This is a genomic window from Pseudomonas sp. ok266 (assembly GCF_900110195.1).
Lineage (GTDB): Bacteria > Pseudomonadota > Gammaproteobacteria > Pseudomonadales > Pseudomonadaceae > Aquipseudomonas > Aquipseudomonas neuropathica.
This window is the reverse complement of record NZ_FOCU01000011.1, coordinates 176,345-189,874: the sequence shown is the minus strand read 5'-3', so window position 1 is coordinate 189,874 and position 13,530 is coordinate 176,345. Positions and strand designations below refer to the sequence as shown.

Here is a 13,530-nt window from a genome sequence, read left to right as displayed (position 1 = left end):
TTCATGGCCCAGCCGTCCACTACCTACAAATTTGAACTGAACCTCACCGACCTCGACCGCAGTGTCTACGAGAGCGTCAAGCAGACCATCGCCCGTCACCCTTCGGAAACCGAAGAGCGCATGACCGTGCGACTGCTGGCCTACGCCCTCTGGTACAACGAGCAGTTGTCGTTTGGTCGCGGTCTGTCAGACGTGGATGAACCTGCACTGTGGGAAAAGAGCCTGGACGACCGTGTTCTGCACTGGATCGAAGTTGGCCAGCCTGACGCTGATCGCCTGACCTGGTGCTCGCGTCGCACCGAGCGCACCAGCCTGCTGGCCTACGGCAGCCTGCGTGTCTGGGAAACCAAGGTGATCCCGGCGATCAAAAACCTGAAGAACGTCAACATCGCAGCGGTCCCGCAAGAAGTACTGGAAACCCTGGCCAAGGACATGCCCCGCGTTATCAAGTGGGACGTGATGATCAGCGAAGGCACGATCTTCGTCACCGACGACCGGGGTCAGCACGAAGTCCAGTTGCAATGGCTGCAAGGTGAGCGCGGCTGATCCCGCATCACCACCGCAATAATCCCACGTAATCAAGAGAAGTCTCTGTCACCCCATGCGTATCGAACCTCGTCAACTGCCTGCCACTCTGCCGTTTCTCGGTGATCTGCCACCCTTGCTGACCCGCTTGTACGCGGCGCGGGGCGTGCAGTCCGAGGCGGAGCTGGACAAGAGCCTGGCGCGGTTGATCCCGTTTCAGCAACTCAAGGGCATCGATGCGGCGGTAGACCTGCTGGTGACGGCGCTGGAGCAACGCCAGCGCATCCTCATCGTCGGCGACTTCGACGCGGACGGGGCGACCGCCAGTACCGTCGGCATGCTTGGTTTGCGCTTGCTCGGTGCGGCGCACGTCGATTATCTGGTGCCGAACCGCTTCGAATATGGCTACGGCCTGACCCCGGAAATCGTCGAGGTCGCACTGACCCGCGAACCGCAATTGCTGATCACCGTCGACAACGGCATCTCCAGCGTCGAAGGCGTGGCCGCTGCCAAAAAGGCCGGCCTCAATGTACTGATCACCGACCACCACTTGCCTGGCGATGAACTGCCGCTGGCCGATGCGCTGGTCAACCCGAACCAGCCCGGCTGCGAATTCCCGAGCAAGGCACTGGCCGGCGTCGGGGTGATTTTCTATGTGTTGATGGCGTTGCGTGCACGTTTGCGCAGTCTCGGCTGGTACGAGAACAAGCCGCAGCCGAACATCGGTGAACTGCTCGACCTGGTGGCGCTGGGCAGCGTTGCCGATGTGGTGCCGCTGGACGCCAACAACCGGATTCTGGTGCATCAAGGTCTCGAGCGGATTCGCGCCGGGCGCGCACGGCCGGGGATCAAAGCGATCCTTGAAGTGGCCAAGCGAGACGCTGCGCGCATTACCTCCACCGATCTTGGCTTTATTGTCGGCCCGCGCCTGAATGCTGCCGGACGTCTGGATGACATGAGCCTGGGCATCGAATGCCTGCTCACTGCCGACGCCAACCTGGCCCGGGAAATGGCCGCGCAACTGGACGGCATGAACCAGGATCGCAAATCTATCGAACAAGGCATGCAGCGCGAGGCGCTGGCGCAGCTCAAGGACTTGCCGGTCGAATCGATGCCGTTTGGTCTGTGCCTGTTCGACCCGGAGTGGCACCAGGGTGTAATCGGGATTCTCGCGTCGCGGATGAAAGAGCGCTATTTCCGTCCGACCATTGCCTTCGCCGATGCCGGTGATGGCTTGCTCAAGGGCTCCGGGCGTTCGGTGCAAGGCTTCCACATTCGTGACGCGTTGAGCGTGGTGGCGGCGCAGCATCCGAACCTGATCGCCAAGTATGGTGGCCACGCAATGGCCGCTGGTCTTACCTTGCCGCAGGAGAATTTTCCGCTTTTCGCCGAGGCCTTTGACGCTGAGGTGCGTAGGCAACTTCGCGAAGAAGATCTGACCGGGCGCATGCTGACCGATGGCACGCTGGCGGTTGAAGAATTCCACCTCGAACTGGCCCGCGCCTTGCGCCATGCCGGGCCTTGGGGGCAGCACTTCCCGGAGCCGCTGTTTCATGGCGTGTTTCAGTTGGTCGAACAGCGAGTGGTCGGCGAACGGCACCTGAAAGTGGTGCTGAAGAGCGAATGTGGCTCGGTGAAGCTGGATGGTATTGCCTTCGGCGTTGACCGCGATATCTGGCCGAACCCGACGATTCAGTGGGTTGAACTGGCTTATAAGCTCGACGTTAATGAGTTTCGGGGTAATGAGACTGTTCAGTTGATGATTGCCCACATCGAACCGCGCTAAGCCCTTCGCGAGCAGGCTCGCTCCCACAGGTACGGTGTTGTCCTTTGTGGGAGCGAGCCTGCTCGCGAAAGCGTCCTTTCACACACTGAATCACTCTGAACCCTCCCTCATCCCCGGTTGTCGACTAGGCTCTAAGCACTGCTTGATTGGCCTTGTGACGTCTTGTCGAATTTTTTGCCCGCGGGGGCGGGTGCTGCATCTTTTTCCTGTCACTCGTCGACTATTCAAACAGAACCCTGGAGCCTGCCCACTGATTTGAGAGGTGCCCCATGAGTCTGCTGCTTGAACCCTTCACTCTGCGCCAACTGACCCTGCCCAACCGCATCGCGGTGTCACCGATGTGCCAATACTCCAGTGTCGACGGCCTCGCTAACGACTGGCATCTGGTACACCTCGGCAGTCGCGCGGTAGGTGGCGCGGGTCTGGTATTTACCGAAGCCACGGCGGTCACGGCCGACGGGCGGATCACCGCCGAAGACCTTGGCCTGTGGAACGACGAACAGATCGAGCCGCTACAACGCATCACCCGCTTCATCACCGCCCAAGGTGCGGTCGCCGGGATTCAACTGGCCCACGCCGGGCGCAAGGCCAGCACCCATCGGCCGTGGATCGGCAAGCATGGCAGTGTCAAACCCGATGATGGCGGCTGGACACCGGTCGGCCCGTCACCGATTGCTTTCGATCCGCAGCACACGCAACCGAAACAGCTGGATGAAGGGCAGATCGCCGACGTCATTCAGGCGTTTGTCGACGCCGCCAAACGCGCGCTGAAGGCGGGTTTCAGCGTGGTCGAGGTACACGCGGCGCATGGTTATCTGCTGCACCAGTTTCTTTCGCCGCTGAGTAATCAGCGTCGCGATCAGTACGGGGGATCGTTCGAGAACCGCATTCGTCTGGTGCTGCAAGTGACCGAAGCGGTGAGGGCGGTCTGGCCGGAGGAGTTACCGGTGTTTGTTCGCGTGTCGGCCACTGACTGGGTGGAAGACGGCTGGAACCCGGATGAAACCGTGGAACTGGCGCGACGTCTGCACACCCTCGGCGCGGATCTTATCGATGTGTCGTCGGGCGGGACGGCGGCCAACGCGGAAATTCCGGTCGGGCCGGGCTATCAGACGCGCTTCGCAGAGCGTGTGCGCAAAGAGTCAGGCATCGCCACCGGCACCGTGGGAATGATTACCGAGCCGGCGCAGGCCGAGCATATTCTGCGCACCTGTCAGGCTGACATCATTTTCCTCGCTCGGGAGCTGCTGCGTGATCCTTACTGGCCACTGCATGCCGACGATGATCTGGGGGGGCGCAAAGCGGTGTGGCCGGCGCAATATCAACGGGCAACGCATCGTGATCAGCCGATTCATGAGTCTGATTTGCGCGATTGAGTGAGTTGTGAAAAAGCAAAAAGCCCCGGTCAGTGATGGCCGGGGCTTTGTTTCTGTTGGGTGTTTTTGTGCTGACTGGGCGGATGCTATCGCGAGCAGGCTCACTCCTACAGTTGATCTGCGTCGCACACACATCTTGTTAACGACACATAACCCTGTAGGAGTGAGCCTGCTCGCGATGAGGCCCAATCAGACGCCGGAGAACCCTCAAGGGTACTTACGCTTGTCCGGCGCCGGCGGGAAATACTGGTACAACCAGGTCTCGCTCAACGTGCGATCGTTGGTGCGAATAAACAACCGCAGCTCCACCGGCTCCACGCTGTCACTGGTCGGGTACCAGTCAAACAGAATCCGATAGCCCTTGATGTCATCCAGCACCAGTACGCTGAAATCCTGCACCTTGCCGTTCGAGCACGTCACCACCGGTTCGATTCCGGTGCCTTGCGGCAGTCGATCCAGACCACCGCCAGTGAAGTCCACGGCAAAACGACGCGCCCACACCGGCGGGTAATGCTCTCCCGGTGCCCAGCCTTCGGTGAATCCGCCCATGCCGGAACGGGTCGCGTGCACCCGTGCCAACGGCGTGCCCACGGGCGGCAATGCGCTCCAGTAAAGCTTGTAGCCGTAGTTCAGCGAATCCCCGGCAGCCACCGGTTTTTTCGGGGTCCAGAACGCGACGATGTTATCGAGAGTCTCGCCGGTGGTAGGGATTTCCAGCAGATCGATAGAGCCTTCGCCCCACGCCGTGGTCGGTTCTACCCACAGGCTCGGGCGCTTGCTGTACCAGTCCACGGTGTCCTGATAGTTGGCGAATTCATGGTCGGTCTGCACCAGACCGAAGCCTTTCGGATCGGTGTCGGCAAACGCATTGAATTGCAGGGTCGCCGGGTTGTTCAGCGGGCGGCAGATCCACTCGCCGTTGCCGCGCCACATCGCCAGACGATCCGAGTCGTGGATCTGCGGGTGGATGGTGTCGCACATGCGGCGCTCGTGGGTGCCACAACTGAACATACTGGTCATCGGCGAGATGCCCAATTGCTCGATCGCCGTACGCGCATTGATGTGCGCATCGACTTCCATCACCACGCGTTCGGCCTGGCAATCGATGTCGAAACGATAAGCGCCAGTGGCGCTCGGCGAGTCGAGCAGTGCGTAGACCACAAAACGTGTGGCGTTCTGGTCCGGTGTCTCGAACCAGAACTTGGTGAAGTCAGGGAATTCTTCGCGTTTCTTGGCGTAAGTGTCGATCGCCAGGCCGCGCGCCGAGAGGCCATATTGGCCAGTAGCGTCTACCGCACGGAAATAGCTGGCGCCGAGGAACGACAACACATCGTGACGATCCAGCTCCGGCGCTTTGAACAGCTTGAAGCCGGCAAAACCGAGGTCACCCTTGAGCTGCTGGGTGTCGACCGAAGTGTTTTCATAGTTGAACAGCGCCGGGCGGAAATGCACCTCGCGGGCAGTGCGCGTCTTGGCGTCGACGCTGTACATGCGCACCGGCTGACGGAACCCCATGCCGACGTGGAAGAACTGCACGTCCAGCTGACCCTTGTTTTCCTTCCACAGCGAATGCTCGCCGTCGTAGCGGATCGCATTGAAGTTCTGCGGGGTCATGGTCGCCAGGGTTGGCGGCAGCACCTGTTTGGTGTCCTGATAGGCGCTGCCGGCCAGTTGCTTGGCCTGGCGCTTAAGCGCTTCGAAGTCGAAGGCCTGAGCCTCGCCATCGGCGGCGCCGCCATTGGCCGCCCATGCACGGCTGGCCAGCAGGCCAGTGGCCGAAAGACCGGTGTAAGCCGCAATGGCCATGGACGCTTTGAGCAAATTCCTGCGGTGCATATATACAACCTGTCGTGTGCAATCCCGCGCCGTTCCTGGCACGTGCTGGATCAGAAATAACGGTTCGGACAAGCCTTCGGCCAAACGCAACGGACTATTAACAGATGCCCGCTAGCTTAAACGGTTCGCTCGCAATGCAAAATTCGTTGATTCACCGCGCCAGTGTGTCAATGAAACAAGACATGTCGGTTAAACATCTGACAGGGCATTCTGATTTACACGGCATATCTGCTTTTTTCGACTAATTACTCTAAAAACCGCTTTTCAGCGCCGATTTAATTTCTATTCTATGGGCATGACCGGTGCTGACCGGTAGGGCACACGGCGCTGCTGTAAGGGGCAGGGCGATGTGGTGGTTTAGCAATTCTTTGAAGTATTGAAGGACATCGTCCATGGCAAAAATACAAGGGATCACCGACATGTTGGGCATCTTTCCTTGCCTGGGCAGCGGCCGCAAAAGGCGCCGGCTCAGCTCTGACGAAGTGAAGCTGGTGGAGCGTTATCGGGAGCTTTCGGAGAATGACCGGATTGCGATGCGGTATCTGGTGGATGCGATGCGGAGTGTTTCGCGGTTTTGAGTGGAAATAAAAAGGGGCGGACTGAAAGGTCCGCCCCTTTTTTATTTGGATCAGCTACACGTTCCCAGTACTGGATACGGCCGCTGGCCGCGCATCAACTCCGGCACATCCCGCCATTTGACCCACGCCTGCTTTTGCCAGTGCAGCAGCGGCACGGTAACGCCTGCCCAATGCACTGAACTCAAGCTCGGGTGGTTTTCCACAGGGCTTGATTGGGTTTCGCGCAGCATCGGGATGACTTCATGGCTCAACCATTGGCGCAGATGCCGGTTTTCCGGGACGAAGTGATGGATGAGCAGGGCGAACAGTCCGGATTCGCTGACCATCGCGCAATCGATGATTTCGCCGTCCTTGCGCAGGAGGACATTGCGACGCTGGTCGGGATCGAGTTTCAGGGTGAGGCGTTCGTTTAGCGGATAGCCCATCAAGCGACCGAGATCCTGAACACAGAACCAGGCTTCGTGATCTTGCATGAAGGCGTGGAGGAAACGGTTGTGGCGGGTGAAGATGGTGGGGGTGAAGTGCGAGTGTGTTTCATCTGAATTTGACGAATGCATTTCTGACTCCATGTTGAAATGAGAGTCGCCACGAATCCTTCGAAAGATCTGGGTGGCGAACCGTGCGGCGTTCGAAGTCGGAACATTCTCGATCAACATGTAAGCCGAGAGGCCCGCGCCACACAGCCCGCCATAAAGCGAAACTGACAGACAGAAATGCCTGGGTTTCTATGGTGGGCGCTGAGCGTCATGTTGATGATGTCCCGGCTTCGACCCCGGATCGCTGAATTAACAGCGACGGGATAAAGCCTATCGGTCAGGCGCTTGCGGCGACAAGTCTACCCTTTCGCCACACATCGTAGGAAATGGGGCTTTTTCAGGCAGGCTGTGTCTGTAGGAAATGCCTGTTTTTTTAGATTCCGCTGCTAAACCATCCCTGCACCGAAGATTTTCCTTTATGAGTTAGCAATCGGGAAAAGGGAGAAGCAATTCTGTGAGCAAAGATGAAGCGAGGGGTAAAAAGAGAAAGGTGATCGATCTGGATCGCTTCGAAGCTGTTAGAGGTAAAGCCGATATCAAATGGCGTACTGATGAATTGATGACAGTGCTTCGAGGAGACCCCGGAATCAAATCTCGATTCCGGGGTGATTCTTCTTAGCGACTCACCTTCCACGCATCCCCAGCCGGCGCCTTGCCATGGTCATACGGCTTGCCAATCCACATGTAAACCAAGCCCAAGCCAATCACGATCGCAGTACTCAACACCATCGCATAGTTCACGTACCACGCCGCATCCGGCGTACGTGGCCAGGCCATGTTGATGATCGCGCCAACGCCATACACCAGCGCGCCGATGTTCACCGGCCAGCCCCATGCGCCGAGGGTGAATTTGCCGCTCGGCTTCCAGCCTTTACTGCGGGCGTACAGTGCGGCCAGGACGATCATCTGGAACGCGAGGTAGATGCCGATGGCGGCGAAGCTGACGATGGTGGCCACGGCGTCTTGCAGGAAGAAGCCGAGGGCGATGATCAGGGCCGGCAGGACGCCGGACACAAACAGTGCGGCAACCGGTACTTGGGTGGTAGGAGAAATCTTTTTCAGCAGTCGGCTGCCGATGACCATTTCATCGCGAGCGTAGGAGTACAGGAGACGGCTTGCCGCTGCTTGTAGGCTGATGACGCAGGAGATGAAGGAAATCATTACCACGCCCATCACCACTTTCGAACCGACCGGGCCGAAGGCGTTGTTGAGGATGGTGGTGACCGGGTCTTTGTCGGTGCCGTTGATCACCGCTTGCATGTCCGGCACGGCGAGAATCAGCGCCAGGCAGGCGAACATTGCCGCGATGCCGCCGATGTAGATGGTCATGCGCATGGCCACCGGGATTTTTGCGCTCGGGTTCGGGGTTTCTTCAGCGACGTCGCCGCAGGCCTCGAAGCCGTAGTAGAGGAACATCCCCGCCAGCGATGCGGTGAGGAAGGCCGGCAGGTATGAGCCGTCAACGCTGATGTCGAAGGTGTTGAACAGCACGCTCAGCGGTTGGTGACGCTCGAACACCAACAGGTAAACACCGACGATCACTGCGCCAACCAGTTCGCAGAGGAAGCCGAACATAGCGATACGCGCCAGCACTTTGGTGCCGCTGAGGTTGACCAGTGTGGCGAACAGGGTCAGCACTAGGGCGATGACGATGTTGGTGTTGTTGCTTGGCTCAAAACCGAGCATGGCGGCCAGATACGGGCCAGCGCCGACCGCAACTGCAGCAATGGTGACGCAGAGGGCGATGGAGTAGATCCAGCCGACCATCCATGCCCATTTCTTGCCGACCAATCGGCGTGCCCAAGGGTAAACACCGCCGGAAATCGGGAACTGCGAAACCACTTCGCCGAAGATCAGGCACACCAGCAACTGGCCGCAACCGACCAGCAAATAGGCCCAGAACATCGGTGGCCCGCCGGCGGCGAGGCACAGACCGAAGAGGGTATAAACCCCTACGACCGGTGAGAGATAAGTGAAGCCCAAGGCGAAGTTTTCCCACAGACTCATGCTGCGGTTGAAGTTCGAGGTGTAGCCCAGTTTGCGCAGTTGTTCGGCATCGCTGTCGGCAACGGCTGCGGCGAGATCGGGTGAGGCACTCATGTGTGATTGCTCCGTGAAATCGGCAGATTTCGGATGGCCGAGGCCGTGGCGGGGCTTTGTGGGCGCCGCCCGGTTCGGTAGTTATTGTTAGGTGTGGAATCCTGGTGGTGCGTAGTGCCGGTTTCTTTCCTGATACCGGGGTGACGCCTTCGCGAGCAGGCTCGCTCCCACATTTGGAATACTTACTCCTGTGGGCGCGAGCCTGCTCGCGAAGCTTTTAAAGGCTTAGTGCTTGAACATCACATGCCGAACCGTGGTGTAGTCCTCCAGTCCATACATCGACATGTCTTTCCCGTAACCAGACAATTTCTGACCGCCATGGGGCATTTCGCTGACAAGCATGAAGTGCGTATTCACCCACGTGCAGCCGTACTGCAACCGCGCCGACATGCGATGCGCGCGTCCTACATCTGCCGTCCACACGGAGGAGGCGAGGCCGTAGTCCGAATCGTTAGCCCATTCCAACGCCTGCGCTTCATCAGTGAACTTGGTCACTGAAACCACCGGCCCAAATACTTCGCGGCGGACGATTTCGTCGTCCTGCTGCGCATCGGCCAACACCGTCGGCTCGAAGAAGAAGCCGTTACCGTCAACAGCCTTACCGCCAGTGATCAAACGAATGTGCGGCTGCGCCACAGCACGCTCGACAAACCCGGCAACGCGGTCGCGATGTTGCGCGGTGATCAACGGCCCCAGTTCAGTCGACGGATCATCCTGCAAGCCATACTTGATGCTGCTGACCGCCGCGCCGAGCTTCTCGACGAATTTGTCGTAAATGCCTTGCTGCGCGTAGATCCGACAGGCCGCCGTGCAATCCTGCCCGGCGTTGTAGAAACCGAAGGTGCGAATGCCTTCCACCGCCGCATCGATATCGGCGTCATCGAAGATGATTACCGGCGCTTTACCGCCCAGTTCCATGTGCATGCGTTTAACGCTGTCGGCGGTGCTGGAAATGATGTTGGCGCCTGTGGCGATCGAACCGGTCAGCGAAACCATGCGCACTTTCGGGTGCGTAACCAATGGGCTGCCAACGGTAGGACCGCGACCAAACACCAGATTGAGTACACCGGCCGGGAATATTTCCGACGCCAGTTCAGCCAGACGCAACGCGGTCAGAGGCGTTTGCTCTGACGGTTTGAGCACCACGGTATTACCGGCCGCCAGTGCCGGGGCGATTTTCCAGGCGACCATCATCAGCGGGTAGTTCCACGGCGCAATGGAGGCGATCACGCCCACCGGATCGCGGCGGATCATCGAGGTGTGGCCGGGCAGGTATTCGCCAGCGGCCGAGCCGCTCATGCAACGGCTGGCGCCGGCGAAGAAACGGAACACGTCGGCAATCGCCGGAATCTCGTCGTTGAGCGCGGCACTGTAGGGTTTGCCGCAGTTGTCGGATTCGAGCTTGGCCAGTTCTTCGCCGTGGGCTTCGATGGCGTCGGCGAGTTTGAGCAGCAGTAGCGAACGGTCTTTCGGCGCGGTTTGCGACCAGTCGGCGAACGCGTTGTCGGCAGCGCGTACGGCGGCGTCGACCTGAGCTTCAGTGGCTTCGTTGATCTCCACCAGGACTTCGCCGCGCGAGGGGTTGAGCACCGGTTGTGCCGGGCCTTCGCCGTTGACCAGTTGGCCGTTGATCAAGAGTTTGGTTTGCATGTCTGTTGTCCTCACTAATACTTTTATTGTTCTGGCCGAATCGATAACCCTGTGGGAGCGAGCTTGCTCGCGAAAGCGGTGTGTCAGTCGACATCAATGTCGGATGTGACGGCCTCTTCGCGAGCAAGCTCGCTCCCACAGGGGAAAGTGGTGTCTTTCAGATGTTTATTTGCCGCCGCTACCGGCAACGCTTTCGCCACCCCGGGTCAGGTAATAAGCGCCCAAAATCGGCAGCATCGTCACCATCATCACCAGCATCGCGACGACATTGGTCACCGGTACATCCCGTGGTCGGCTAAGTTGATTGAGCAACCACAACGGCAACGTGCGTTCATGCCCGGCGGTAAACGTGGTGACGATGATTTCGTCGAACGACAGCGCAAACGCCAACATGCCGCCGGCCAGCAACGCCGAGCCAAGGTTCGGCAGGATGATGTAGCGAAACGTCTGCCAGCCATCGGCGCCGAGGTCCATCGAGGCCTCGATCAAACTGTGCGAAGTGCGGCGCAGGCGGGCGATGACGTTGTTGTAGACGATCACCACGCAGAAGGTCGCGTGGCCGACGATGATGGTGAACATCCCCGGTTCGATCCCCAGCGTCTTGAAGGTTGCCAGCAGCGCGATCCCGGTGATGATCCCCGGCAATGCGATCGGCAGGATCAGCATCAGCGAGATGCCCTGCTTGCCGAAGAAATCCCGGCGATAAAGCGCGGCTGACGCGAGCGTACCGAGCACCATGGCAATCAACGTGGCGATGGCTGCGATCTGCAATGAAAGCTTGATCGCCTCCAGAACATCCGGCCGCGAAAACGCCACGCTGAACCAGTGCAGCGTGAAGCCCTTCGGCGGAAAGCTGAACGCGGCTTCTTCAGTGTTGAAGGCGTAAAGGAAGATGATCAGGATCGGGAAGTGCAAAAATACCAACCCGCCCCAGGCTGCGATTTTTAAGCCCAGTGAGGCCTGCCCTTGTGATGAAGAGTCAGAGCGCATCGAAAGCCCCCAGTCGTTTGACAATGGACAGGTAAACCGCGATCAACACAATCGGCACCAACGTAAACGCCGCCGCCATAGGCATATTGCCAATCGCCCCCTGCTGCGCGTAGACCATGCTGCCGACAAAGTAGCCCGGTGGCCCGACCAGTTGCGGCACGATGAAATCGCCCAAGGTCAGCGAAAACGTAAAGATCGAACCGGCCGCAATGCCCGGAATCGACAGCGGCAGAATCACCTGCATAAAGGTCTGGCGCGGCTTGGCGCCGAGGTCGGCAGAAGCCTGCAACAGCGACGGCGGCAGACGTTCCAGCGACGCCTGAATCGGCAGAATCATGAACGGCAGCCAGATGTACACAAACACCATGAACCGCCCCAGATGCGAGGTCGACAAGGTGCTGCCACCGACGCCGGGAATCCCCAGAATGAACTGCAACACCGGCTCCAATCCAAGGTGTTGCACAAACCACTGCGCCACGCCTCCCTTGGCCAGCAGCAACGTCCACGCATACGCCTTGACGATGTAACTGGCCCACATCGGCATCATCACCGCGATGTAGAAAAACGCCTTGGTCTTGCCGGTGGTGTAGCGCGCCATGTAGTAGGCAATCGGGAACGCGACGATGGCACTGGCGATCGACACAACGATGGCCATGCTCAGCGTGCGCAGGATGATGTCGAAGTTCGACGGCTGAAACAGCGCGGCAAAATTGGCCAGGGTCAGGTCCGGAGTGACCGCCATGGTGAAGTCGTCGAAGGTGTAGAAACCCTGCCACAGCAGCACCAGCAACGAGCCGAGATAAATCGCGCCAAACCACAGCAGCGGCGGCACCAGCAGCATCGACAGATACAGGTTCGGCTTGCGGTAGAGCAGGTTGGAAAATCTGCGCAACGGCGGCGAGGCAGTCATCGCGAGCGTGCTCATATCAAACCCCGCTCGCCACGGTGTCGTGCAACGGAATCATCGCTTCCCGTGCCCAACGCGCGCTCAGGCGCTGGCCGGTCTGGTGCTGCGCGCTGCTGTCGACCCACTGAGTGTTGGCGTGGCTGATGCTCAGGGTCTGGCCGTTTTCCAGCTTCAGTTCATAGCGCGTGGCGCTGCCCTGGTACTGGATGTCGTGCAGCAGACCGCTGATTTCGATTTCGTGGCTGGCCAACGGGCCTTCGGCAAACCGCACGTGTTCCGGGCGGATCGAAAACGGCTGGGGATGGCCGCTGATCTGGCGCGCCAGATCGCCACGAATCACATTCGAGGTGCCGACGAATTCGGCGACGAAAGTGGTGGTCGGTTTCATGTACAGATTGCGCGGCGTGTCGACCTGCTCGATGCGGCCCTTGTTGAACACGGCGACGCGATCGGACATCGACAGCGCTTCGGTTTGATCGTGAGTGACGAAGATGAAAGTGATGCCGAGCTGGCGTTGCAGCTTCTTCAGTTCGCTCTGCATTTGTTCGCGCAGTTTCAGGTCGAGGGCGCCAAGCGGCTCATCGAGCAACAGCACACGCGGGCGATTGACCAAGGCGCGGGCGAGGGCGACACGTTGGCGCTGACCGCCGGACAACTGCACCGGTTTGCGTGCGCCGTAACCGCCGAGGGCGACCATGTCCAAAGCTTCTTCGGCGCGTTTATGCCGTTCGGTTTTGCCGATGCCTTTGACCTTCAAACCGTAGGCGACGTTGTCGAGGACGTTCATGTGCGGGAACAGCGCGTAATCCTGAAACACTGTATTGACGTCACGTTGATACGGCGGCAAACCGGCCGCCTCGGCCCCGTGAATGCGGATCGAACCGGCGCTCGGTTGTTCGAACCCGGCGATCAGCCGCAGGCAGGTGGTTTTGCCCGAGCCGGATGGGCCGAGCATGGAAAAGAACTCGCCGTCCTCGATATCGATGGAAACCCGGTCAACGGCCTTGACCTCGCCGAACTGCCGGGAAACGTTGGTGAACTGGACTGCAAGCGTCATGGTGCGGTGCTCCAAAAAGGCGAGGGCCGTCGCAGCGGCCCTGCCTGGACTTCTGAAAAATCTGAATCGTTTTACGGTTTGCTTGGCTCACACATTCGGCGGACGAGATGCGATCTGCTTTTAGCTCCCTCTCCCTCCGGGAGAGGGCGGGGGGTGAGGGTGGCTTATTGGCCGTTGCTCTGAAGTCAA

Annotated in this window: 11 protein-coding genes; 4 read left to right on the top strand and 7 right to left on the bottom strand. The window is 59.3% G+C overall.

The features are described from left to right. The first annotated feature begins 3 nt into the window (after positions 1 to 3). The 3 genes from BMY54_RS21235 to BMY54_RS21225 all read left to right on the top strand — a co-directional run bounded on the left by BMY54_RS21235 (position 4) and on the right by BMY54_RS21225 (position 3,687). Positions 4 to 546: a YaeQ family protein gene (locus BMY54_RS21235; protein ID WP_007908961.1), complete on the top strand. Its 543-nt coding sequence runs from the start codon at positions 4 to 6 to the stop codon at positions 544 to 546. Between the two features lie 55 nt (positions 547 to 601). Continuing rightward, the gene (recJ, locus tag BMY54_RS21230) at positions 602 to 2,311 is read left to right on the top strand and encodes a single-stranded-DNA-specific exonuclease RecJ (RefSeq protein WP_093436775.1); all 1,710 of its coding nucleotides are present in this window, start codon (positions 602 to 604) and stop codon (positions 2,309 to 2,311) included. A gap of 269 nt (positions 2,312 to 2,580) precedes the next feature. Next, on the top strand, positions 2,581 to 3,687 hold the full coding sequence (locus tag BMY54_RS21225; protein WP_093436771.1) for an NADH:flavin oxidoreductase/NADH oxidase: 1,107 nt from the start codon (positions 2,581 to 2,583) through the stop codon (positions 3,685 to 3,687). A gap of 207 nt (positions 3,688 to 3,894) precedes the next feature. Here BMY54_RS21225 and BMY54_RS21220 read toward each other — a convergent pair whose 3' ends face one another. Further along, on the bottom strand, positions 3,895 to 5,523 hold the full coding sequence (locus tag BMY54_RS21220; RefSeq protein WP_093436766.1) for a glucan biosynthesis protein D: 1,629 nt from the start codon (positions 5,521 to 5,523) through the stop codon (positions 3,895 to 3,897). A 392-nt stretch (positions 5,524 to 5,915) separates the two neighbouring features. Here BMY54_RS21220 and BMY54_RS21215 point away from each other — a divergent pair, with 392 nt between their 5' ends. Beyond that, on the top strand, positions 5,916 to 6,101 hold the full coding sequence (locus BMY54_RS21215) for a hypothetical protein (protein ID WP_007908956.1): 186 nt from the start codon (positions 5,916 to 5,918) through the stop codon (positions 6,099 to 6,101). 50 nt (positions 6,102 to 6,151) lie between these two features. Here the strand turns inward: BMY54_RS21215 and BMY54_RS21210 are convergent, their stop codons facing one another. The 6 genes from BMY54_RS21210 to BMY54_RS21180 form a co-directional block, all read right to left on the bottom strand. After that, on the bottom strand, positions 6,152 to 6,658 hold the full coding sequence (locus BMY54_RS21210; RefSeq protein ID WP_093436762.1) for a BRO-N domain-containing protein: 507 nt from the start codon (positions 6,656 to 6,658) through the stop codon (positions 6,152 to 6,154). Positions 6,659 to 7,252: 594 nt separating this feature from the next. Continuing rightward, positions 7,253 to 8,737 carry an APC family permease gene (locus BMY54_RS21205; protein ID WP_093436757.1) on the bottom strand — a complete coding sequence of 495 codons (1,485 nt, stop codon included), beginning with the start codon at positions 8,735 to 8,737 and terminating at the stop codon, positions 7,253 to 7,255. A 225-nt stretch (positions 8,738 to 8,962) separates the two neighbouring features. Next, positions 8,963 to 10,387 (bottom strand): gamma-aminobutyraldehyde dehydrogenase, encoded by a 1,425-nt coding sequence (locus BMY54_RS21200; RefSeq protein ID WP_093436754.1) that lies wholly within the window; start codon positions 10,385 to 10,387, stop codon positions 8,963 to 8,965. 165 nt (positions 10,388 to 10,552) lie between these two features. Further along, positions 10,553 to 11,377, bottom strand: coding sequence for an ABC transporter permease (locus BMY54_RS21190; protein ID WP_093436751.1), 825 nt, complete (start codon positions 11,375 to 11,377; stop codon positions 10,553 to 10,555). After that, positions 11,367 to 12,287 carry an ABC transporter permease gene (locus BMY54_RS21185; RefSeq protein WP_007908947.1) on the bottom strand — a complete coding sequence of 307 codons (921 nt, stop codon included), beginning with the start codon at positions 12,285 to 12,287 and terminating at the stop codon, positions 11,367 to 11,369. The genes BMY54_RS21190 and BMY54_RS21185 overlap by 11 nt, the downstream gene beginning before the upstream one ends. 16 nt (positions 12,288 to 12,303) lie before the next feature. After that, positions 12,304 to 13,341: an ABC transporter ATP-binding protein gene (locus tag BMY54_RS21180; protein WP_093436747.1), complete on the bottom strand. Its 1,038-nt coding sequence runs from the start codon at positions 13,339 to 13,341 to the stop codon at positions 12,304 to 12,306. Positions 13,342 to 13,530: the final 189 nt, after the last annotated feature.

Bases quoted from the DNA above. Each gene is read 5' to 3' on its own strand.
- BMY54_RS21210 (WP_093436762.1), bottom strand. From the start codon at position 6,658: ATGCATTCGTCAAATTCAGATGAAACACACTCGCACTTCACCCCCACC.
- BMY54_RS21205 (WP_093436757.1), bottom strand. From the start codon at position 8,737: ATGAGTGCCTCACCCGATCTCGCCGCAGCCGTTGCCGACAGCGATGCC.
- BMY54_RS21235 (WP_007908961.1), top strand. From the start codon at position 4: ATGGCCCAGCCGTCCACTACCTACAAATTTGAACTGAACCTCACCGAC.
- BMY54_RS21220 (WP_093436766.1), bottom strand. From the start codon at position 5,523: ATGCACCGCAGGAATTTGCTCAAAGCGTCCATGGCCATTGCGGCTTAC.
- BMY54_RS21180 (WP_093436747.1), bottom strand. From the start codon at position 13,341: ATGACGCTTGCAGTCCAGTTCACCAACGTTTCCCGGCAGTTCGGCGAG.
- BMY54_RS21190 (WP_093436751.1), bottom strand. From the start codon at position 11,377: ATGCGCTCTGACTCTTCATCACAAGGGCAGGCCTCACTGGGCTTAAAA.
- BMY54_RS21200 (WP_093436754.1), bottom strand. From the start codon at position 10,387: ATGCAAACCAAACTCTTGATCAACGGCCAACTGGTCAACGGCGAAGGC.
- BMY54_RS21215 (WP_007908956.1), top strand. From the start codon at position 5,916: ATGGCAAAAATACAAGGGATCACCGACATGTTGGGCATCTTTCCTTGC.
- recJ (WP_093436775.1), top strand. From the start codon at position 602: ATGCGTATCGAACCTCGTCAACTGCCTGCCACTCTGCCGTTTCTCGGT.
- BMY54_RS21185 (WP_007908947.1), bottom strand. From the start codon at position 12,287: ATGACTGCCTCGCCGCCGTTGCGCAGATTTTCCAACCTGCTCTACCGC.
- BMY54_RS21225 (WP_093436771.1), top strand. From the start codon at position 2,581: ATGAGTCTGCTGCTTGAACCCTTCACTCTGCGCCAACTGACCCTGCCC.